This is a genomic window from Bacilliculturomica massiliensis (assembly GCF_900605495.1).
GTDB lineage: Bacteria > Bacillota > Clostridia > Peptostreptococcales > Anaerovoracaceae > Bacilliculturomica > Bacilliculturomica massiliensis.
Genome location: NZ_LR027603.1, coordinates 325,258 through 347,608, shown reverse-complemented (window position 1 = coordinate 347,608; position 22,351 = coordinate 325,258). Strand labels below are relative to the sequence as shown.

Here is a 22,351-nt window from a genome sequence, read left to right as displayed (position 1 = left end):
TTCATAGAACCTGTGCTTTCGATCCAGTCACCGTTTTCAATCCGCACCCTATCTTAGATCTGGTCACAGCTTTTGATTCATTTCCCGCTCTCCGGTCCTTTTCCGGCTTCAGACGCGCCTTCTTCCGGAGAGTTTTTCACCCTCTCCCCCAGCTTGCGAAAGGGATAGTGCCTGTCCGCCCTGTTTCTGACGTTATACAGACCGTAGGACGTCCGTATCTCCGCTTCCGCCGCGTCTATTTCCTCTCTCAGGTCCCGGGCTGAAAGGCGCCTGGCTCCTTCGCCCCAGATGATCATCTGCACCAGGCCGTCGGAAGTGGCGACCGTCACGTCGTGCAGCCGCCCGATCCGGTGCACCGCCGCCTCGATATACTGATCCGCCGTCTCCGCTTCCTTCGTGTAGATAACGTGGATGTTCCCGTATTTCAGGACGGAGCCCCGTCCCCCGGACACCTTGTATGCGTCAAACACCACGATCAGGGTCATTCCCTTATAGCCCTGATAATTGCAGAGAATCTCGATCAGTCTCTCCCGGGCGCCGTCCAGGCTGACCGCCGCCAGCTCCTTCAGATCGTCCCAGGCGTAGATAATATTGTAGCCGTCGACCAGCAGGTATTGTTCCCCGCTCTGCAGGGACGCCGGCTTTCTGTAAAAGCCGCCGGGCGAAGCTGACCGCTTTTTCGCCGCCTCCGCCGCTGGCTTCGGCGTACGGAAACGATTACGCTCCTTCTTGATCGGGCCGTAGGTCCGCTGAAATATCTCTTCCAGCTCCTTTTCCTCCGCAAGGGAGATGGCTCCGCTGCTGACGCCGCCGCGGCGGCCGTCCCCGTCCGTCCTTTCCGCCTGTCCTCGCCGGCCGCCTTCCGGCCTCCAGCCGCTGTCCACGTGCATATATCGTTCAACCTGATCCCAGGGGACGTTAAAACCTACGCCGTGGCTGCAGAAGACTGATCCTGTGGGATTTTCCAGATCGCCCTCCGGATCGTAGCCGATCTCCGCGATGACTTCCTCCGCGTTGTGGCAGGGTTCGTAGCCCTTCGGCGTGCAAAACAACCTGCCTCTTCCTCTGGTGTAAGTGATCACCTGCATCTGGTATTCCTGCATAGCCGCCGCAGGCGCGCTTCCCTTTACGACTGCCAGATCCCCCTCCGTCTCGGGGGGCTGAAAGCTGCCGTTCATACGCTGAATGTCCGCCAGCGCTCTGCCCACCAGTTCCTCCGGCACCTCCAGCCGAAACTCGCTGACCGGTTCCAGCAGAACGCACTTTGCTTTCCGCAGGCCCTGCCGCACCGCCCGATAGGTGGCCTGACGGAAATCTCCGCCTTCTGTATGCTTCACATGACCCTTTCCCGCCGCAAGGGCAATCTTCATATCCGTGATCTCCGCGCCCACCAGCACGCCTCTGTGAGCTTTTTCCGCCAGATGAGTCAGCACCAGCCGCTGCCAGTTTTTATCAAGCAGATCCTCACTGCAGCGGCTTTCAAAGACCAGTCCGCTGCCCGGTTCTCCGGGTTCCAGGATCAGATGCACCTCAGCGTAATGCCGCAGCGGTTCAAAATGTCCCACTCCTTCCACCGGCTCCGCGATGGTCTCCTTGTAAACGACGCTGCCCGCGCCGAACTCGATCTCCACTCCATAGCGCTCCCGGACCAGGCTTCTCAGGATCTCCATCTCGATCTCTCCCATCACCTGCGCGTGGATCTCGCTTTTCTGGCCGTCCCACACAATGTGCAGCTGTGGCTGCTCCTCCTCCAGTTCCCGCAGCTTCTGCAGCATTCCGTGCACATCGCAGCCGGACGGAAGAATGATCTGATATGTCAGTATGGGCGCCAGCACCGGCTTATTTTTCAGAGCGTCAGTCCCCAGACCTGTGCCGGCCCGGGTCCGAAACAGTCCCGTCACCGCGCATACCGTTCCAGGTCCGGCCTCGTTTACCGCCCTGAACTGCGCGCCGGAGTAGATGCGGATCTGATCCGCCTTCTCCGGTTCTTCTTCCGCTCCACCGCTCAGAAGGTCTTTCACCTTCAGCCGCCCCCCTGTGATCTTCATGTGTGTCAGACGGTTTCCCTGAGTGTCCCGCGATATTTTGTAGACCCTCGCGCCGAACTCCTCCGGATAATCGGGATAGAGACTGTACTGCTCCAGCCCCTTCAGGAGCTCCTGCACCCCGACCATCTTCAACGCCGAACCGAAATAGCAGGGAAACACCTGACGGCGCCGTACCGCCCGGGCGATGGTCTCCCCGCCGATCTCTCCGCATTCCAGATACTCCTCCATGAGTTCCTCGCTGCACATGGCCAGACTGTCCCAGAACGCCTCCGCACTTTCGCTCCCGCCGACGCCCTGGGAGCCGCCGGCAGCCGTCCTGCCGTCCATGGTCTCTGCACTCTGCTCTGCCGGACTGCCGCCCATGGCCGGCAGTCCGGCCTTTCCGGCCGATGCTTCGTCCCCGGCCATGTCTCCAAAGTCCACGCACTTCTCATCCAGATGTTTCTGCAGTTCCGACAGCAGACGTTCCCGGTCCGTCCCGGGCTGGTCCATCTTATTGACAAACAAAAACACAGGGATCCCATAGTGTTCCAGCAGCTTCCACAGAGTGTCCGTGTGGCTCTGTACTCCGTCCGCTCCATTTATCACCAGAATGCCGTAATCCAGCACCGACAGCGTCCGCTCCATCTCCGCCGCAAAATCCACGTGGCCCGGCGTGTCCAGAAGCGTGATATTTCTGCCGCCCAGAGCGAGCTGCGCCTGCTTGGAAAAAATCGTGATGCCCCTGGCACGTTCCAGCTCCTCCGTATCCAAAAAAGCGCTGCCGTGATCCACCCGCCCAGCTTTTCGAATACTCCCAGCCAGATAGAGCACGCTCTCCGACAGCGTGGTCTTTCCCGCGTCCACATGGGCCAGAATGCCCACAGTGATACTTTCTGCCTTCATAGTATATTCCCATCCCGTGATCGATTTTTATCTGACAGCTGCGCATAGGCGCAGTCTGCCCCTTCACTTTTCCTGTGCAAACTGAAGCGCCTCAACTTTGAACCCATCTCCGCAAATTTCCATCACCGCCATGGTAATGGGCAGGCCGAATCTCCGCCTGCCGCAGCTTCCCGGGTTCAGCCAGAGCACGCCGTCCTTTTCCTGGCAGAAGTACCTGTGAGAATGCCCGTACAGAATCACGTCCGCATCCGCTTTTCCCAGTCCTTCCGGCAGATCCTTCTTGTTGTGGATCATGTAAAATCTCACGCCGGCCACCGTGATCCTCAGCCTTTCCGGCAGTTGACCGGCCCACGGTCCCCTGTCGTTGTTTCCGCGCACCGCATACACCGGCGCGATCTCACGCAGAGCGTTCAGCGTTTTCTCGCCGCTCACGTCTCCGCCGTGCAGAATACAGCCGCAGGTGCGAAGGGTCTCCGCCGCTGCCGGCCGCAGCAGATCGTGAGTATCCGAGACGATACCCACTCGAAACACTTCCTGCCCCTGCGGCATCTCCAGCTTTATGTCCGGTTTCATCTTCCATTCCTGTTCTTTTCCGTATCCTCTGCTTCCGTCTCCCCCGTCATACTTGCGTAAAACGCAGGGAAATGGGTCTTCAGCCGGACCGGCTTCATCGACTTGTCCGTCACTGCGTGGCGGGTCATTCCCGTCACCAGCAGCACGCCGTCTTCTTTTCTGCGGATCTCGTAATCCACCCTGATGGACGCGCTCTTTACCTCCGTCAGAATGCTCCTGATCTCCAGCACATCGTCGTAGACCGCCGGCGTCTTATATTTGCATGCGCACTCGATGACAGGCAGCATCATTCCTTCTTTTTCCATCTCACGGTAGGGAAATCCCAGACCGCGCATCATCTCTCCTCTGCCCACCTCAAAATATTTGATGTAATTCATGTGGTAGACCACGCCCATTGCGTCCGTGTCTGCGTATGGCACGCGGATATCATTTCTCCATTCGATCATGTTCTCTTTCTCCTTTTTCTTCTATTATCTGTAGACTATTGTATCACATTTTCGGCAAAGTAAAAAAGTTTCCTGCAGGCTCACTTTCACAGGGTAAACTTTTTTGTTATTTCGTGTCACAAAAAAACAGGACGCATTTCCGGACCACAGCCTGCCTCCCAGGCCGTCATCCGCAAAAGCATCCTGTTTTCTCAGTGTCTGCCGCAAAGCCCGGCGAAGTAGATCAGGACGCGCCGCACAGATCGTCCAGCGTCCCAAAGGTGTAGCCCTCCTGCTCCCATTTGGTAAGCAGTTCGTCGAGGATCTCAGAATTGGTCTTGGAAGTGCTGTGTAAAAGCACTACCGCTCCCGGATGGATACGGGGGATCAGCTTGTCAAAAGCCTCCTGGGCTGAAGGCTGCTTATCGACATACCAGTCCACGTAAGCCAGACTCCAAAAGATCGTTTTGTACCCCATCTCGTGGGCCATCTTCAGATTGCTCTCACTGTACTTCCCCTGGGGCGGCCTGTAGTATTTTTTCATATCCTGTCCCGTAGTCTCTTTGTAAAGCTGCTCCAGCGACTGTATCTCGTTGTGGAAAGCGGCCTGATCTGCGATCTTAGACATGTCGGGATGAGAAAAAGTATGGTTTCCCACTATATGTCCTTCCTCCACCATCCTCTTCACCAGGTCCGGGCTGGTCTCTATGTAATTGCCCACGACAAAGAACGCAGCCTTGGCGTTGTGTTTTTTCAGAGCGTCCAGGATCGCCGGCGTATAACCGTTTTCATAACCGGCGTCAAAGGTCAGATAGATCACCTTTTTATCCATGGGACCTGCATAGTAAGCGTCGTACTGCTTCAGGTAATCTGCCGCAGCGTTTCCCACAGGCGTCTGACCTTCCTGCTGAAAACTCAGGCCCCAGTTGCCGTCCGCCGCGGTCTCCGCCGTCTGCGCCCCGCCGGCCAGCTTTGACCAGGCGGCCGCTCCTCCCGCGGCCACACAGACCGCCAGCAGACAGGGCAAAACTACCTTCAATGTTCTCTTTCGGATCATTATAATCAAATTTCATCACCCCATATTCCTGAATTCAGAGAAAATGAAACGCCGCGCGCCGGTATGCGCGCACGGCGCGGACGTCTCTCCTGTTTCCAGTATATTGGGTACCATTCCGCGATATGTGAAAAGATGCGAAATGGGTCCAAGCATCTCAGCCGTTCCGCCAGCCGGGACAACCCTCTGCAGTACATCGTCTGCGCCAGCCTGCGGCAATACAGAACAGCGCCGCGATAAACAGACCCAGCATTCCAAAAAGGACCAGCGAATAATCGTTCATGAAATCGTACACAAATCCGTAAGCCGGTATCAGTATGATGGACGCGATAGGCGCGCCCATGGACACTTTGGCAAAGATCTTTTCATAATCCCTGCGGCCGTAAAATTTCAGCGTCAAAATGGGCGCCAGAACCATAATACCGGCGCTGACCAGTCCGTGCAAAAAAGTGGAAAGGCTGAATATCAGAAAGCTGCTTCCGCTGAAAAAGAAGCCGGTAACCGCCAGGATCCCCAGTCCGATCATGCCATAGCACGTCCGCAGACTGCCGATCCGGTCGCTGATCATCCCGATCACCACGGAGCCCAAAGCGTTGCCGATGGATGCAAAGGCCAGGGCATTCCCCACATCCTGCAGCCGGTAGCCCAGCAGCGCTCCGTAGGTCGGAATATGCTGGGTAAAGATCCCCGTCCCTGTGATGGCGATCATAAACAGAATGAGAAGATAGAAGGAAGCGGAACGCACCGCGTCCTTCTCCGCGATCTCTATCCCGTCGTCTTCCGTATTTGTTCGGCGTTTCTCCCGGCCCCCCCTCTCCGCGCCAAAGGGCGCAAGGCCGAGATCCTCCGGCCGGTTTTTCATCAGCAGCAGCGCCGTGAGAACCACCACCGCAAAAGTGACGCCGCCCACGAAAAAGTAAGCGGTCCGCCAGCCGTCGTCAGCGATGATATTGGATGTGAGCGGCTGCAGCACGGCTCCGAACAGTCCCACGAAAGCCATCAATATACCCATCATGGTACCGGCGTTTCTGGAAAACCAGCGGTTGATCATGATCGGCCCCAGCAGATTGACCAGGACAGCCGCACCCATGGCGTGAGGGATCGCCAGCAGATACCATCCAAACACGGAATCCATCAGGCCGAAGGCGGCGAAGGAAAGCGCCTGAAATACGGCCCCCGCCACCGCCATCAGACGGACGTCATACTTGTTGATCAGTTTTCCCGCTATGGGGAACCACAGTACCATCACAAAGGATGTGATGCTCAGATAGATGGACAGGCTGCCGATCCCCACGCCGATATCCTGAGAGACCGGCGACAGGAAAAGTCCGGAGGTCATGTTGATCCCTCCTCCGGCAAAACCGCGGATCAGGATGACGCTCAGCAGAATGATCCAGGCGTAATGTAATTTCTTTTTTCCCATAATCACGCGTCCTTCTCGATCATTCCAAGTATCGCTTCCATATTCTGTGCGCCGAACGCGATCTTTCCGCCGTTGAGGATGACGGCGGGCACGCTCATGATGTTATACTTCTTCCTCAGTTCCGGGAAAAGGCCCATGTCGATCATTTCCGCCTCGATGCACGGATTCAGGATCGCCAGACGCTGCGCTGCAGCCACTGTCTCGGGACAGAAGTGACAGGACAGAGACACGGCGATCTGCAGTCGAGCCTGTTTTTCGATCTTTTCTGCTCTGGAGCGGAGAGCTTCGCCCACTTCCTGCCCCGGTCCGGCCAGATTGTAGATGGCCAGGATAAAGGAATTGAATTCGTGTCCCCCCGGAATACCGCTGAACTTCACTCCTGTATAATTTCGGTGTTCATCCAGCAGCGCCGCGGCCGGCAGCCGCTCCAGACGGATCTGTTCCTCCACCTCAGGTCTTTGTCCAACGCTGTAGATCTCCAACTTAAGATGACTGCTCAGAGAGCAGACTTCCTTGAGAAAAGCCGCCAGTTCCTTTGACTTTTCCACTTTGTCGTCCACCATGCAGATCAGTACTGCATCCCGTTCCAACTTTTCAAACACGGCGGCGACCTCCCTGCGGATCTCCGCAGTCAGGTGTTCTCCCGTCCGGTCGTCAGACTTCTTCCCGCTGATCTCTCCGGCGGTACGGTCTGTGACGTCCATACTGCTGCCGTCTCCTGCACGGCTCCCGCCGGCCGTGGCGCCGGAGCTGTACGGAGCGCCATCCCCACCGGCCGCTCCATCCCTTATCCCGTATTTTTCCTTCTGCTCTGCCACGTATCTTTCCGCCTGCACAGCCGCCACCGCTCCGTCCGCAGTGGCCGTCACCAGCTGCCTGAGCAGCTTGGGTCTCAGATCGCCTGCGGCAAATACGCCCGGCACGCCGGTCTCCATATTCTCTCCCGTTTTTACATAGCCCTGCCCGTCCAGATCCACCTGACCCGCAAAGAGTGAAGACGCCGGTTCATACCCCACAAAGACGAAGATGCCGAAAGTGCCGTCCTGCTCGGACACCCGATATTCCGTAGTCTCGCCGGTCTTATTATTCTTGAATACGGCTCCCTGAAGCAGATCTCCGCCAAATGCTTTCTCGATCTCCGTGTTGAACCGGACCTCGATCTTCGGATGAGACATGACCTTATCCACAATGGACTGCGCGCACCGAAAACGGTCTTTCCGCACCAGTATGGTGACTTTTTTCCCAAACCGGGTCAGATAGAGCGCTTCCTCTGCCGCGCTGTATCCGCCGCCGATCACGAAAATGTCCTTGTCCTCAAAGAAAAATCCGTCACAGGTGGCGCAGTAGCCCACACCGCGGCCCCGAAATTCATCTTCACCCTCAAATCCCAGCTTTTTCGGGTTCGCCCCTGTGGCAAGTATAATGGCTCTGCTGCGATAGACGCCCGTGGCTGTGGCGACTTCTTTGATCTCCCCCGTCAATCTGACGCTCTGCACGTCGCACGTAATATACTCTGCTCCAAAGGACCTGGCCTGCTCCAGCATGCGATCTGCAAGTTCCGGTCCTGCGATACTGGAGAAGCCTGGATAATTGGCGATCTCATCGGTGGTGGCCGCCTGACCTCCCGCCTGTTTGTTCTCCAATATGACCGTGCGCATCTTTGCGCGGCCGGCGTAGATGCCGGCGGTCAGACCCGCGCATCCGCCGCCCAGAATGATCAGGTCATATATTTGCTGCATAGTTTCCATTTCCATCATCTCCTGCGGTTTCCTTTCCATCATCAGCTGCCAAGCGGCGCGCGGTGACGGCCGCTTGGCAGCTGAATGAAAATAAATGCATATCTGTATTCTTTTAACGAATACGGCTCATCAGATCTTTCCGATCAGATCCATGCTGGGCGCCAGTGTATCCGCGCCCGGCTTCCACTTCGCCGGGCAGACCTGATCGCCGTGGGCCGCCACAAACTGAGCTGCCTGGACCTTGCGCAGCAGCTCGTCCGCATCGCGTCCGATACTGTTGTCATTCACTTCGTAAGCTTTGATCACACCCTCCGGATTTACGATAAACGTGCCGCGCAGAGCCAGCCCTTCTTCCTCGATCAGCACGTCGAACATACGAGCCAGCGCCGTCGTGGGGTCCGCCAGCATGGGGTACTTGATCTTTCCGATGGTATCGGACGTATCCGCCCAGGCCTTGTGAACGAAATGCGTGTCCGTGGAAACGGAATAGATCTCGCACCCGATCTCTTTAAAACGCTCGTAATTATCCGCCAGATCGCCCAGTTCTGTGGGGCAGACAAATGTAAAATCCGCCGGATAGAAGACAAAGACCGACCAGTGCCCTTCGAGACAATCTCTCGTCACTTCCTTGAACTGACCCTCCTGATATGCCTGGACCTTGAAATCCTCCAACTTTTTGTTAATCAACGACATACTGTAATCCTCCTTATTTCTACATAGTTTCAGAATCAGTATCTGCGATGCGGGATTTTTTATGCGGCTTTAAAAAGGCTCTTAAATGAGGGCGAAAACGAATAAAACGGCCTGTTCGTTTCATACTAAAAAAGAACGGCCCGCACTGCGACTCCTGCAAAGACCGCGGCCCGCGCAGCTGGAGAAACAGAACGACCGACCAGATAAAAATACCAATCCAGGAGGAATATACATGAGAAATTTAGAAAATAAAACGGCGCTGATCACATCGGCCACCAAAGGGATCGGTCTGGCCTGCGCCCTGAAGCTGGCTGAGCGTGGAGCCTTCGTCTACATGGGCGTCCGGCGGGTAGACGCAGCCCATGAGATCTGTGAGCGCTATGAGGCGGACGGATACCGCATGGCCCCTGTGTTCTTCGACGCCCTGCAGAAAGACAGCTACGAGCCCATGGTGGCGGAGACGATCCGACAGGCCGGCCGCATCGACATTCTGGTGAATAATTTCGGCATCGGAAAACCCGCGGAGGACCTGGACCTGGTGGGCGGAAGCGAAGAGGCTTTCTGGAATATACTTGACATGAATCTGGGCAGCGTCTATCGCATCGCAAAGCTGGTCATACCCCACATGCAGAAACAGGGCGGGGGCAGCATCGTCAATATCTCTTCCGTGGGCGGACTGATCCCAGACGTCACCCGGATCGGTTACGGCGTTTCCAAGGCTTCTATCAACAATATTACGAAACAGATCGCCCTGCAGTACGCCCGCAGCGGCATCCGCTGCAACGCCGTGCTTCCCGGGCTCACCGCTACCGACGCCGCCATGAAAAATATGCCCGAATCCTTCCTCCGCTCCTTCCTCTCCCACGTACCGCTGAACCGCATGGCCGAACCGGAGGATATTGCCAATGCTGTAGCCTTCTTCGCCGGAAGCGACTCCAGTTACATCACCGGACATATACTGGACGTAGCCGGCGGTTACGGACTGGGCACGCCGCAGTATGCGGATATGATGCGGAGCGCGCAGACCCCGCTTTAGGCATTCCTGCCCGATGCCTGACGCTGTTGACCACGGCGGCTCCGCCCCTCGCCGTTCTGATCATTGATCTGCACGAAAAAACCCCGCCCACCGGCGGGGTTCTTATTTTCACTTATGCCGCGACTTGCCTGCCCGTATTGATGAAGATCAGATCTCCAGTTCATCTCTTCTTTTTCTTAGACTGAGTCAGCCCATAACTCAGGTCAATGAGATCTCTGATCTCCTCCTCCGGCACAGTCCCGTCGAGAAGAATACTGATCCACCGCTCTTTATTCATATGGTAAGCAGGGAGGAATCCCTCCCGCATCCGCAGAGAACCGATGAGAAATGGGTCGGCTTTTACATTGATCACGTCTGCAAAGCCCTCGCCGTTCAATCCCAGTTTTTTACGTTCCACCTCCAGGATAACGCCGTACCATTTCCTATTGTCCTCATGCCGCAGCACAGCATTGTTATCAAACCACGGATAATCCGGTTGGCTGCCGTACCGTCGTTTTACCCAGTCAAAGATCGCCTGTCTGTCCATCGCGCAAATGTCCCGCCTCTCTTTATTTGATCCCAGTCGGTCAGTTGTCTGAAAAGTAATCGCTGTCAATGCGTTTTGAGCAATAGGTCTTCAGGGTGGACACTCCAAGTCCATATTCGATCATCAGCTCGGTAAGCTTCTGCCCGTCAACAAGAATGATGTGCTGTGCTTCCGCAAATTCCCTGGCGCCCTGAGAAAATTTCGCTGTCGTGATGAATAAGCCTTTTTCTATTTTGGGCGGTCCCATCATCGCACCTGCGAATTTTTGAATTTCCGGCTTGCCGACCGTCGTATTCGGCTCCCATCGCTTTGCCTGTATGTAGATTAAATTGAACCCCAGTTTGTCCTCATGGATGATGCCGTCGATCCCGCCGTCTCTGCTGACCTTTGTGACAAATCCATCTCCGTAAGACATAGCGCTCATCAGATCCACAACGAGCGCTTCAAAAAATGCCGCCGGCTGATTCATGATCTCCGTGAGCAGATCGTCTGCCAGCTGCTCATTGATCACTTTAAATACGCGTTCTAATGTTTCCTGCGGCGTTTCCGCCGTGTCCTGCGTTACCGTTGTTCCGTTGGATCCAGCCGGCTTCTTTCCTTTGAATTCAGCAAACGACGGGTATTTTTCCGCCAGCAGATCGTCTGTGATCGGTATACTGCTTTCAAGCAGGCGCTTGCCCTCAGCCGTGATCACAAAATGTGCTCTCTGAGGCGCTTCAATGAGACCCGCCTTTTTTAAATATGTCCTCGCCCATCCGATCCGATTATCATAAACGGATTGATTTCCGCTGGGGAGCCGCTCTGAACGCTCGTCCTCAGAAAGCTCCAGGAAGTCGGCGGCCCTTGACTTCACTTCTTTCATTGTGTGAACTTTCCCATCCTTGATAGCTGTTAGAAATGGTACATATAGTTCGTAGTATTTCGGCAGCGACATATTGACCTCCCCGGTTTTTTCAGCATCGACCCAATGACCCTGATCAGATATACGTAAAATTTTGACCTTTTCATTTCATCTACAGTTTGTCTCATATCTCCATCAATACAGCGGCAGCGCTGACAGCCATCAGATGCGCCGGATAGAAAAAGTAAAAGAAATACTTCAGGTCAAGCCTCCCCTTCCGCCCGCTGGACAGAGCCAGAGGGATCAGCGCTGACAGACAAAATATCTGTACGCTGCCCACTGCACAGGAGAGGACAAGCAAGCCTACCGCAAAACCGGTCAGCGAGAAGCGTTTTTGAAATGCCGGATCTGACCGGCCCGCCCGCTCCCCGGCAAAGGCGAATACTTCCGCCCATAGGGGCAGTATCACTCCCACAAATCCATAATCTACCTCGATCACACGGCAGACCAGCGCCGCTCCTGTTAAAACAGCCATAAAGGGAATGGGCGAACCCTTTTCCCCGCAGCGCAGCTTATCCTCCAACAGCCGGAAGCTGTACAAAATACATATGGACAGCGAAAACGTGATCAGCACATTTCCAAACACTGTTCCTTCATATATGTAATACCCGGCCATGCAGATCAGCCCCAGACCAAAGATCTGGAGCAAATAAGTTTTCCGGTCATGCGTGTATCTGCATCCCTCATAGATCGAATAAGAGAAGATGGGAAAGGCAAGCCGGCCAATGATCCGAAGGACAAGGAACTGAGGAAGCAGGACCGCGCCGATGTGATCCACAAGCATGGCGGCAGCAGCCAGAAGTTTCAATTCATTTTTCGTCAGTCCAAATTCCATCATAGTCTCCGCTATGGCTAAATAGCTGATCTCAGCGCCAGGATACAAAACGTTTTATACAGGGCCATCGCGGCAGCGCCGCAGGTCAATGGTTGGAACTATTATACCATGACTGGCCGCAGGCCATCATGGTATAATCCGCACACGGCGTCCGCCGTGCACAGAATCATATAATGTCCGCTATGCGGACATTATACCACATTTTCCTCCCCGCCGCCAAAAACTTCAGGATCTGCTCCAGCTGAACGCTGATATAGTACCAGAGATAAATGCCCTCACGCCGCAGGATATCAAACGCTTGATCCCCAAATAGAGGTACAAGAGAAACACAAATAAAACAGCTGTGTATGCCGCAGTTTTAGGAGTATAACTGCAATATGGAATTGAAATTGTGTTTTATCAAGCACAGCGGTATAATGGTTGAAAATATAAAGTGCCGAAGCCGATTTACCAGGCTGGAAAGGTAGTATAACATCATAAAAATAAGCTATAAACCGCTTTGGAAAATACCGCCAGACAGGGAATTGAGCAAGCGGCAGCTACGCTTGCAAGCCCACCTCACGACAAGCCATATCGCCAACATGGGGAAAGGGAGCACATTTCTATGGCAACATTGATTAAAATTTGTGAAACGCTTAATTGTGATATTACTGATATAATCGAGCTGGTGCCAGATAACGAAAGACAACAAAATGAGGCTTAATTTTGAACAGACTTGTATATTGGTCGATAATAATCGTATTTCAGTATTGAACATGTTGCAATACTGGAATTTCAAGATATACTCGTTAGAAACAGGTGATATGATGATTCTAAAAACAGAACAAGATTTGACTTGCAACGATATTGAAGTTTTAATTCGATATGCAGAAATGAATGGGCGCGTCGAAAAGCTGATTACCTTAATGCAATCAGTTGATACACAACTCAAGTGTAATAGTGAAAACAGTGAGCGTCTGATAAATACCTCGGACATTTTTTACATAGAAAGTGTTGATAAGAAAACTTTTGTTTATCTTGAAGAAAATGTGTATCGCACAGATCTTCGACTATATCAATTAGTTGAGTATTTAGAGCATTTGGGTTTTGTCCAAATCAGCAAATCCTGCATTTTAAATATCAACACTTTGGAAAGTATAAAATCCCTTACCAATAGCCGTATGGAAGCAACACTAAAAAATGGAGAAAAACTCCATATTACCCGCAAATATTTAAAGGACATTAAACAGGCGTTGCAGGGAGGGATAAATATATGAGAAAAATGATAGTCAATATCTTATGCAGTACAGGAATCACTTTACTTATATTAGCTGTCTTAGGTACAATATTCGGAGCAAAATTTCTATTTATTAGTAGCGTCTTTCAATCGTTTATTGCTAATATCATCATTCATATTGGGCTGCTGTTTACACATAAATTTGAAAGCAATTACGCTATCTTTGAGATTATGCTTGATATTGGTTATACAGTTGGGATTGTAATTGTTTGTAGTACGCTGTTCAAATGGTACAGCAGTACACCGATATGGACGCTCATTATTATGGCAGTAACAATTTACTTTATCGGTGTTTTACTTAGCATATTACAGATGCGACGAGATATTGAAGAAATAAACGAGCTACTACAAAAACGAAATTACAAAGCCATTTCAAGGTAGAAACAAAAATGAAACCAATTATGAGCGCGGAGAATATAACTAAAGATTATGGAAAAGAAAAGATACTCAAAGGAATTACACTCTCAGTCTATAAAGATACTTTTACTGCAATCCTCGGTCCAAGTGGTTCTGGGAAATCAACCCTTTTAAATATTCTTTCCGGCATGATACAGCCCACTACTGGCTGCGTCCGACATGGGGACAAGACTGTAACAAATTTTACACAGGCGCAGCTTGCCGATTGGAAACGAGCTAATGTAGGAAATGTATTTCAAAATTATCTGCTTTTAAATAACCTCACAGCAGCAGAAAATATTAAGGTGGGTATTTGTCCGGGAATGTCATCACTGGCGTTTGATAGATTGACTCGAATACTTGAAATTAACAATTTTTTAGACAAATTTCCAGCACAATTATCCGGCGGTCAACAACAGAGAGTTGCGATTGCGAGGGCAGTTATAAAAAATCCACACTTACTATTTTGTGATGAAGCCACTGGATCACTGGACGAGGCTAATAGTAAAAAAGTCGTAGAACTATTACATAATCTGAAATCTACTTTTGGTGTAACCATTCTATTCACAACTCACAACGAGCAGATCGCCCGCACAGCGGAACGTGTACTGACGATTAAAGATGGATTAATTTATAATGATGTTACAAACAAAAATCCCATAGGAGCTAATGATATGGTATGGAGGTAATGAATATGGGACTTGTGTATAAACAGTTATCAAAGCAAATCGTAAAAGACAAAATTTTACTGTCACTATTATTTCTTCTTACCATTCTAACCTCACTCTCCTTTTTCTTTGTAATGTTTTCCATAGATGGAAACATGGCAGTATTGAACACTCTTGATGGACTTACAGAAAACCAACAGCTATATAAAAATGCGTTAAACTCCAATACGACCCTAGCTTATACATTTTTCATATCACTCATGGGACTATCTGCTTTTGTGTTCGTAATGTTTTTTTATAGATTTTTCAGAGCCAACAAAAAACAGATTGGTTGTATCAAGGCACTTGGCTTTAAAGATAGCATACTGCAAATCTATTTTATTGCTTTTACTGCAATCTTGTCTTTTGGGGGCGCGATATTTGGAATGATTGGAGGATATTTTTTGTCTGATGTTTTGATTAACGCCAATTCGCAAACTTATGCGGTAACAGACTTGACAAAAAATGTAGGGATTATTAGCGTACTCATTGGTGTTGTCGTTTCCACTGCTATTTTTTCTATCGTAGCTTTTTTATGCTATGGTTTTGTAAGAAACAAAGAAGCAGGTTTCTTATTGGCAGGAAATAATGAACAAATCCGCTTTTCTGCCGCACTATTGTGGGCTAATAAAATCAGCAAAATTGCACCTGCGGAAAACAGGCTTTCATTACGAATTGCTTTGCGCAAGCCGATTTCCATACTGTTAATATTTGTAGCAGTTACGTCATTTAGCGTATGTATCATATTAGGGCAGTCATTGAACATAAGCAGCGAAAAAGTATTCAGCGCTCAAACCATAGGCCATAACTATGAATATGATACGCATTACTCAGAATATCAAGTAACGGATATAAACGAAAACACAATGACTTATCTTGAAAGTCCGGCAACCTTTTCCATTGGTAATTATAAGTTAGAGCGAACCGTAACCGGTCTTTATCATTCCAACAAACTATATGAATTGAAAAACCGAAATAACGAATTACTTGCGACCCCGGAAGCAGGCACGATTTACATCAATCCCGAACTTTCAGAAATTTACGGCGTTGAAATTGGCGACACTATGCCGATCGTTATAAAGGGCAGCCAACATACATTTATTGTAAAAGATATGGCTGTTAATGCAAAATCAAAAAGTATTTATATAAATGGGCGACAACTAACCGATATTCTTGATATTCCGGCAGGTGCTTATAATGGCATGCTAAGCTCAAAGGAAATACCAGGTGTGGATGTAATAACTAAAACGCAGCGAATTGATTATTTACGTCGAAATGCAGTTTCTAATAACACAAGCGCTGTAATTAATCAAACTACGGGAATTCTTATAGGGGCTGTTTTGATTTTTCTCGCTCTATTTATCAATTTCCAAGACAACACTCATGATATCGTAATACTTAATATGATAGGGCATCGAATTAAGTATATTCGTAAAATATTAATCGACGTTTATTTGCCTATTTTGTGGACTGCGTTTATTGTAACACTTGTCCCCAGTATTTTTATAGCAAAAACGATACAAAGATCTCTTTCCATTTCTACAAATGACTATATGCCCTTTGGCACGAATATAATCGTTTTTTTAGTAGACTTTTGTTTGATCAGCTTAATTTATTGGGGAGTGCAAATAACTTTTAATTCAGGAATAAAGAGAGTTATAACGAAAAGAGAAATTACGGACATCATCTATGTTGATTAGCATAAGGAAAAACATGGATAGAGTGATTGAATGGCTATTATGAATATATCAGTTATCAAAGAGCCAGACGCTAAGACGCAGAGCCGATAACCTATTGAGTTTTCTCAGGGTTTCTGGTTCTGCGTTTTGTGTAGTAGCCTTTGGAATTACGCTCCCCACCGCCCCTTTTTCGATTCGGGCAAACCCAAATCGAAATGGAGGAACGGCGCTTGACTTATTTTTTGCCGGCTGATATAGTGGCTTTAATAGTTCAAGGGTATCTTACAACTTGAAGTGAACTTTAAGTCAAGAAAAAAAGAAAGAGAGAGGATTTTTTATGCTCTGTACAGTAGGCGAGATGGCAAAGCAGATGGGCGTGCCCGCCTCTACGCTGCGCTATTACGACAAGGAGGGGCTGCTGCCCTTTGTAGAGCGCTCCGGCGGCGGAATTCGGGTGTTTCAGGACAAAGACCGCGCCGCACTGGCTGTCATCGAATGCCTGAAACGGACAGGCCTGTCCATTCGGGAGATCAAAGCGTTTATGGACTGGTGCCAGGAGGGCGACGACACCATCGAGCAGCGGGCCGCGTTGATGGAACGCCAGCGGGAATCCGTCAGGGAACAGATCGCGCAGATGCAGGAAACGCTGTCTCTTCTGGATTATAAATGCTGGTATTACAATCAGGCCAAGCTGGCGGGCACCTGCGCAGGTCTGGAAGATCTGAGCAGGGAGGACGTTCCCGTAGAGCTGCGCCCTGCCTGGGAAAAGGCGCACGGCCTGAAAACGAAGTAAGAAAAACTACTGAAACAGAAAGAAGGTCACTATGAAACTCTTTGTCTACAAGGGATTTGATCTGGGATTCTTATCTCAGTTGACAGCGATCCCCCTCACGGATTCCGAGATCATCGATAAGAAAAATGTTTTGCAGTTTGATGTGAAAGTTCGCCGCCTGCTGGACCGTGCCCTGCTTTCTATGGACGACGATGACGATCGTTGGGTGACTTACGAAGAGTATTCATTGATTAAAGACCGTGTTGAATTAGCGGCAAAAGATTATGGACTTGAAGTGATCATTTACATAAACAATCTCTTCCCGGAGTATTACCCCATTGAGTTTCCCATGGGGGTAGATCTGGTGGACGAGATACAGCGCAATCTCGGACATGAGATCACATCTGAGCCCACAAAGGAATGCAGGAATTTCCTTGCTGTATATGATGCCCTTGAAATCATCGACGGGGAGATCTACGTCAGCTTTTATAACTATGAACTCGAAAAGAACCTGACCGTTACGACGAAGCAGTTTTACCCCGCCGCCGATCCGGTCAATTATTTGGAGACGTATGATCTTCACATTCACATTACCAATGATATTGCGCTGTATTTGAAAGAACTGGTGAAGATCCGGAAGAATTCCCCGAGATCCATCAGCTTCAGTATGACAAAAGGCGCGATCAGCGATCGCAATATCGTCTCCCTGTGCGCATATTGCCAGCATAATGGAATCGCGGTCTCAAGAAATGCCGATCCTCTGGCAGCTCTCCATTTTAAAGAAAGCGAGCTGATGGATATTGCAAAGAACCATATCCGGATCCCCAACTTCGAATCATTTCGCAAACTTCGCTTCTATAAAAATCCCGACATCAGCAACGAAGTGGTCGAAATCAGCCAGGCTCAGATCATTGGAGATATTTTGACCCAGGCGGAAAGGGCAATTTCTGAAGATCACGACTACAGGGATATTTTTATCACTGCGTCTACCGGCGCGGGAAAATCTGTGATGTTCCAGATCCCCGCGGTTTATCTTGCAAAGAAGCACAGGAAACTCACGATCGTGATCGAACCGGTCAAGGCCCTGATGCAGGATCAAAAAGAGCAGCTGAATGCAAGAGGTTATTTTAAAGCTGAGACCTTCAATTCCGATCTGATCTCACAGGCTGAAAAAGAAGCGGTCCTGGAGAAAGTGAAAAATGGTGAAACTGATCTGTTGTACCTCAGCCCGGAGACCCTGCTCTCCTACTCCATTGAAACGCTCATCGGCGATCGGGAGATCGGCTTGATCATCATCGACGAAGCCCACATCGTAACCACCTGGGGCGTGGGATTCCGCCCGGATTACTGGTATCTGGGAGGATACATCAGCCGGCTGCGCAGCCAGATCCAAACGCAGCATAACAAAAATAAAAAAGTGATGCATTTCCCGATCTGCGCTTTTACTGCCACTGCAGTGAACGGCGGCCTGGATGATTCAGTAAGCGAAACGATCATCAGTCTTTACATGGAAAACCCCATCAAATATATCGGTTATGTAAAACGGGATGATATCAAGTTTGATATTCACATAAAGTCCCTCGACAAATTGCACAATCCCGATTATGAAGACAGAAAAGCCGGCGATCTGGCGTGCAGAATGAACGATTGGATCAGTTCTCAAACAAAAACGATCGTATATTTCCCCTATGCTTCTTATGCAGGCGACGCTTACAAAGGGATCAAAAGTTTTTCAGGAAAAGATTTCGACCGGGATAAAGTAGCGGTCTACACCGGCAGAAATCTTAACGATCAGAGCGCCGCCGCGCTTGCAGACAGTAAGCGCAGAGCCTTTGAAGCATTCCGCAGCGGCGTGAAGCCGGTCATGCTGGCCACGAAGGCCTTTGGTATGGGTGTGGACGTGAATGATATCGTCAACGTTTATCACTACGCAGTAACCGGAAATCTCAGCGATTATGTGCAGGAGATCGGCAGGGCCGCGCGTAAGTCCGGCCTTACAGGCCATGCCGTCACAGATTACTATTACAACGACATCAGCTTCATGCAAAAGCTGTTTGGTATGTCACAAATTAAACAGTACCAGATCAATCTTGTCCTTTCCGGTATCTATAACACCTATAAAAACAAGAAAGAGAATCGGAGCTTTTTGATCTCTCCCGAATCCTTTACCTATATTTTCACAGGTAAGGATACGGCTAACAACAGCGATAACCAGATCGGAAAGCTGAAGACCTGCCTTTTGATGCTGGAAAAAGACCTGTATGACAAGTTCAATTTCAAAGTCCTGATCTCCCGGCCGCAGGGGATTTTTACCAAAGCATACGTGGTAATACAGGAAGAATACAAGGAGACTGTTCTCCGTTCGGAATACGGGAAGTATTTCTCCTATATTGCCCCTGGGCGTAAAAAAGATGAGCAGACTGATTCCATTTTCATATCCGATATCGGTGATATCTACTCTCTGGATCTGAAGTCTGTCTGGGAGAACCATTATCCCAACTTGTCTTTCCCCCAATTTAAATACTGGTATTTCAACAAGAATCAGAAGGGCAAAGATAAGATAGCCATTATGCCGGAGATCTGTGAAATGTTTTATGTACGGCAGAGGGTTACGGTCGAAACCAAAGATGACCTTCTGCTCTGCGATCTGAGAGATCGTCTGCTGGAAGATTTCGCCTACATCGCGGATACTCTGTATTCTGACTTTAAAAGAAGCTATTTTACATTAGAGGATTTTGCAAAAGCGATCAGCCCAAGATTTGGGATCACAAAAGCGCGGATCATTGTGAATTCTATTTTTCATCTGGCTGATCCCGAGGGAAAATGCGTGAAGTATCGTTCCTACAGCGATCACACGGTCTCGGCGTACACGCTGTCCAACGGTACCTTCAAAGAAATGCTCAATCGCACGGTAACACGTTCTCCCTTCATCAGAAATCTGAAAGGAAATACGAATACCTCGATCTCAAAATTTATGCCCCCTCTGTCCGACGGGAACGATTCTGTGGCCCTGAAAATGCTGTCTATCTTCGACTATGCCACTTACGAAGTAATGGGCGGCGAGGAGCCGGAAATATTCATTCGTTTAAACGATCCGGAAAAGATCCGCCGCATTGTGTTCGGTGAGATAAAGTACTCCAACAGCTACGTTACCAAGGCAAAACAGAAACACGAACGCGAAGTAAAGATACTACGCAGATTCTTTACAGAAACACTTGACAACGCGCAGCGATGGGACTATATAGAGCGATATTTCCTGGGCGACGATGTGCTGTGCGAAGCGGAGACCGTGGTTGAAGAAAAAGTCGAGCTGCGCAGATTCATAGAAAAAGAGCAGTCGTATCAGACCAGCGGCTTTCGGTCCTGGAAGGAAATGCTCTCTTTCTTTGATAAAAATGTCCAATCCATCATCACGGCCCTGGACGAGCAGAATGTTCCTCTTCCCGATTATCTGACGACAGTGATCAAACACGCTCTCTTAAGTGGAGATATCGTTATGTCCTGGGAAGACAGGGGCGTCATCGTATTTGCTGAATCCATCAGCGAAGAAACCGCCGCCATCTGTGAAAAAAAAGGCTGGACCGCCTTTGAATTGCTGTCGCTGGATGCCGCACGGCTGAAGGAGGCGCTGCGATAATGGCGTATATGTATCCCCGTCTGCGTGAAAAAATCAACGCTCCCAATTCCGAGCAGCTTGCTTATGATGAACTGAGCAGACTGCCCAATGATTTTATCATATTTCATTCGGTCCAGTGGGTAAGAAAAAACATCAATCGGAACTTTACCTGGTATGAGAACGACTATCTGATCCTCCATAAAGATTACGGCATTCTGCTGTTAGAAGTCAAAGGCGGACACTGCTACTTTCAGGACGGACTCATGCATCAGCAAAACTCTGTAACAAAAAAAGAAATCGTATTGGACGAGGGGAACGACCCGCTTAGTCAGGCCCAGCGGGGCATCCAGCATTTCAGGAGGGTCATCGAAAAGACCGCTTTAAAATGGGAAGGACGCATATGCATAGAGCCGCTGATCTGGTTTCCTGCCTGTCAATTTGATCCGCACCAGAACCTGCCTGCAAACTATCACGATGTTTCATTTGCCATTCTGGATTCCAGCGTGTTTTCTTCTGAGCCCGGCCCTTCGCTGGAACAGCGGCTTAAAGCCGTCTATCTCGGTTACGGAGCGCGGCAGAAAACAGTTCTCACCGATCAGCAGGTGGAATCGATCAAGAATATCATCGCTCCTGATTTCGATCTCACGCCGTCTCCCAGCATATTAAAGACCGAGATCGACAATGCTTTTATCCGATTGACCAACGAGCAGTCCGTATTGCTGGATTACATAGAAGAACAGCGGTATGCCGCAATTCAGGGAGCTGCCGGCACAGGCAAAACGATGATCGCACAGATGGCGGCAGAACGATTTGGCAGACAGGGCCGCAGAGTTTTGTTCCTGTGTTACAATTCTTTTTTATACCGCTATCTGAAAAATAATTGCCCGAAAGAAAATGTAGATTACTACAACGCAGATACCTTTGCCGCAGAATTTTGCCGGGGCGAAGCCGGAAACGCAGAAAAACGGCTGCGTGCTTATGAACAAATCGATATCGACCACTTCCCGTATGACGATATCATCATCGACGAAGCGCAGGATCTGGGCGATAAAGAGATCCTGTTCTTTAAAGATCTGTGTGAACTTCGCGACAGTCATTGTTTTGTCTTTTATGACAAGAATCAGATCGTCACATACGACAGATCCACGGGCAAAGACAGTAAAGAAGATCTGACCTGGATCGCTCAGTCGGAATGCCGGCTCCTTCTGTCTAAAAATTGCAGGAACACCATGGAAATAGCAAAGACCGCCTATAGCGTCATCGATTACGACGTCCTGCAAAAAATGAATCATATTTCGGGTGAGCCGCCGACGATTGTATTTGCAGAAAAAGACGCCGTGCACAAGCTGGGCGCGATCGTACAGTTTTATCTGGATCGTGGATTCAAACAGGAAGAGATCGCTGTCCTGACTATGAAAACTGAGGACAGATCAATCTTGAAGGGCGTAAAAAGACTGGGAGGGATCGCTTTCGTAAACGCTCCCGAAGATGCCGGCGTGTTATTTACAACAGCAAGAAAATTCAAGGGGCTTGAAAACAAGGTCATCATTATCACCGATATCGACGAAGGGTGTTTTGCAGATCCCGCAATGAAAAAGGTATTCTACGTGGCATGCTCTAGAGCAACACAGCGATTGTCGTTAATGATAAGCGGCGGCCCCCAGCAGATCGACCGGATCGCAGCGGCAATTCCCGGCGCAGGATTCTCCGGAAAGGGAAAGATCATACTAAAGACTAAAACAATGGCGTTAAAGGTGTAGGCGGACA

At 49.8% G+C, this 22,351-nt stretch carries 19 protein-coding genes; 9 read left to right on the top strand and 10 right to left on the bottom strand.

All coding sequences use genetic code 11. From position 1 onward, the window contains the following. Nucleotides 1-77: 77 nt before the first annotated feature. The 7 genes from E0E37_RS11210 to ahpC all read right to left on the bottom strand — a co-directional run bounded on the left by E0E37_RS11210 (nt 78) and on the right by ahpC (nt 8,840). Entirely contained in the window at nt 78-2,933 is a 2,856-nt protein-coding gene (locus tag E0E37_RS11210) for a translation factor GTPase family protein (protein WP_130863131.1), read from the bottom strand. Nucleotides 2,934-2,996: 63 nt separating this feature from the next. Further along, entirely contained in the window at nt 2,997-3,506 is a 510-nt protein-coding gene (locus E0E37_RS11205; RefSeq protein WP_246019707.1) for a metallophosphoesterase family protein, read from the bottom strand. Further along, entirely contained in the window at nt 3,503-3,952 is a 450-nt protein-coding gene (locus tag E0E37_RS11200; RefSeq protein ID WP_130863130.1) for an acyl-CoA thioesterase, read from the bottom strand. The genes E0E37_RS11205 and E0E37_RS11200 overlap by 4 nt, the downstream gene beginning before the upstream one ends. Nucleotides 3,953-4,175: 223 nt before the next feature. Beyond that, nucleotides 4,176-4,988, bottom strand: coding sequence for a delta-lactam-biosynthetic de-N-acetylase (gene pdaA / locus E0E37_RS11195; RefSeq protein ID WP_130863129.1), 813 nt, complete (start codon nt 4,986-4,988; stop codon nt 4,176-4,178). A gap of 154 nt (nt 4,989-5,142) precedes the next feature. Next, nucleotides 5,143-6,408, bottom strand: coding sequence for an MFS transporter (locus tag E0E37_RS11190; protein WP_130863128.1), 1,266 nt, complete (start codon nt 6,406-6,408; stop codon nt 5,143-5,145). 2 nt (nt 6,409-6,410) lie between these two features. Beyond that, nucleotides 6,411-8,156 carry a thioredoxin-disulfide reductase gene (trxB, locus tag E0E37_RS11185; RefSeq protein ID WP_246019706.1) on the bottom strand — a complete coding sequence of 582 codons (1,746 nt, stop codon included), beginning with the start codon at nt 8,154-8,156 and terminating at the stop codon, nt 6,411-6,413. A gap of 120 nt (nt 8,157-8,276) precedes the next feature. Continuing rightward, on the bottom strand, nt 8,277-8,840 hold the full coding sequence (gene ahpC, locus E0E37_RS11180) for an alkyl hydroperoxide reductase subunit C (protein WP_130863127.1): 564 nt from the start codon (nt 8,838-8,840) through the stop codon (nt 8,277-8,279). 232 nt (nt 8,841-9,072) lie between these two features. On the opposite strand from ahpC, the gene hdhA reads away from it, so the two are divergent. Continuing rightward, complete coding sequence (hdhA, locus tag E0E37_RS11175) at nt 9,073-9,876, top strand: 7alpha-hydroxysteroid dehydrogenase (protein WP_130863126.1); 804 nt, start codon at nt 9,073-9,075, stop codon at nt 9,874-9,876. A gap of 160 nt (nt 9,877-10,036) precedes the next feature. On the opposite strand, the gene E0E37_RS11170 is transcribed toward hdhA, so the two are convergent. The 3 genes from E0E37_RS11170 to E0E37_RS11160 all read right to left on the bottom strand — a co-directional run bounded on the left by E0E37_RS11170 (nt 10,037) and on the right by E0E37_RS11160 (nt 12,138). Further along, entirely contained in the window at nt 10,037-10,402 is a 366-nt protein-coding gene (locus E0E37_RS11170) for an MmcQ/YjbR family DNA-binding protein (RefSeq protein ID WP_130863125.1), read from the bottom strand. 40 nt (nt 10,403-10,442) lie between these two features. Continuing rightward, nucleotides 10,443-11,336 (bottom strand): restriction endonuclease, encoded by an 894-nt coding sequence (locus E0E37_RS11165; protein WP_130863124.1) that lies wholly within the window; start codon nt 11,334-11,336, stop codon nt 10,443-10,445. A 91-nt stretch (nt 11,337-11,427) separates the two neighbouring features. Beyond that, nucleotides 11,428-12,138 (bottom strand): TraX family protein, encoded by a 711-nt coding sequence (locus E0E37_RS11160; RefSeq protein ID WP_165445324.1) that lies wholly within the window; start codon nt 12,136-12,138, stop codon nt 11,428-11,430. 499 nt (nt 12,139-12,637) lie between these two features. Between E0E37_RS11160 and E0E37_RS19305 the strand changes: the two genes are divergently transcribed. From E0E37_RS19305 to E0E37_RS11120, 8 genes are all read left to right on the top strand, one after another. Next, nucleotides 12,638-12,841 (top strand): helix-turn-helix domain-containing protein, encoded by a 204-nt coding sequence (locus tag E0E37_RS19305; protein WP_456298051.1) that lies wholly within the window; start codon nt 12,638-12,640, stop codon nt 12,839-12,841. A gap of 100 nt (nt 12,842-12,941) precedes the next feature. Beyond that, nucleotides 12,942-13,394, top strand: coding sequence for a LytTR family DNA-binding domain-containing protein (locus tag E0E37_RS11150; protein ID WP_246019704.1), 453 nt, complete (start codon nt 12,942-12,944; stop codon nt 13,392-13,394). Further along, the gene (locus tag E0E37_RS11145; protein WP_130863122.1) at nt 13,391-13,795 is read left to right on the top strand and encodes a DUF3021 family protein; all 405 of its coding nucleotides are present in this window, start codon (nt 13,391-13,393) and stop codon (nt 13,793-13,795) included. The genes E0E37_RS11150 and E0E37_RS11145 overlap by 4 nt, the downstream gene beginning before the upstream one ends. Before the next feature lie 8 nt (nt 13,796-13,803). Next, complete coding sequence (locus tag E0E37_RS11140) at nt 13,804-14,499, top strand: ABC transporter ATP-binding protein (RefSeq protein ID WP_130863121.1); 696 nt, start codon at nt 13,804-13,806, stop codon at nt 14,497-14,499. A gap of 5 nt (nt 14,500-14,504) precedes the next feature. After that, nucleotides 14,505-16,217 (top strand): FtsX-like permease family protein, encoded by a 1,713-nt coding sequence (locus tag E0E37_RS11135; RefSeq protein ID WP_165445323.1) that lies wholly within the window; start codon nt 14,505-14,507, stop codon nt 16,215-16,217. 316 nt (nt 16,218-16,533) lie between these two features. Next, nucleotides 16,534-16,989: a MerR family transcriptional regulator gene (locus E0E37_RS11130; protein WP_130863119.1), complete on the top strand. Its 456-nt coding sequence runs from the start codon at nt 16,534-16,536 to the stop codon at nt 16,987-16,989. A 31-nt stretch (nt 16,990-17,020) separates the two neighbouring features. Continuing rightward, nucleotides 17,021-20,605, top strand: coding sequence for a DEAD/DEAH box helicase (locus tag E0E37_RS11125; RefSeq protein ID WP_130863118.1), 3,585 nt, complete (start codon nt 17,021-17,023; stop codon nt 20,603-20,605). Beyond that, nucleotides 20,605-22,344, top strand: coding sequence for an NERD domain-containing protein (locus E0E37_RS11120; protein WP_130863117.1), 1,740 nt, complete (start codon nt 20,605-20,607; stop codon nt 22,342-22,344). The genes E0E37_RS11125 and E0E37_RS11120 overlap by 1 nt, the downstream gene beginning before the upstream one ends. Nucleotides 22,345-22,351: the final 7 nt, after the last annotated feature.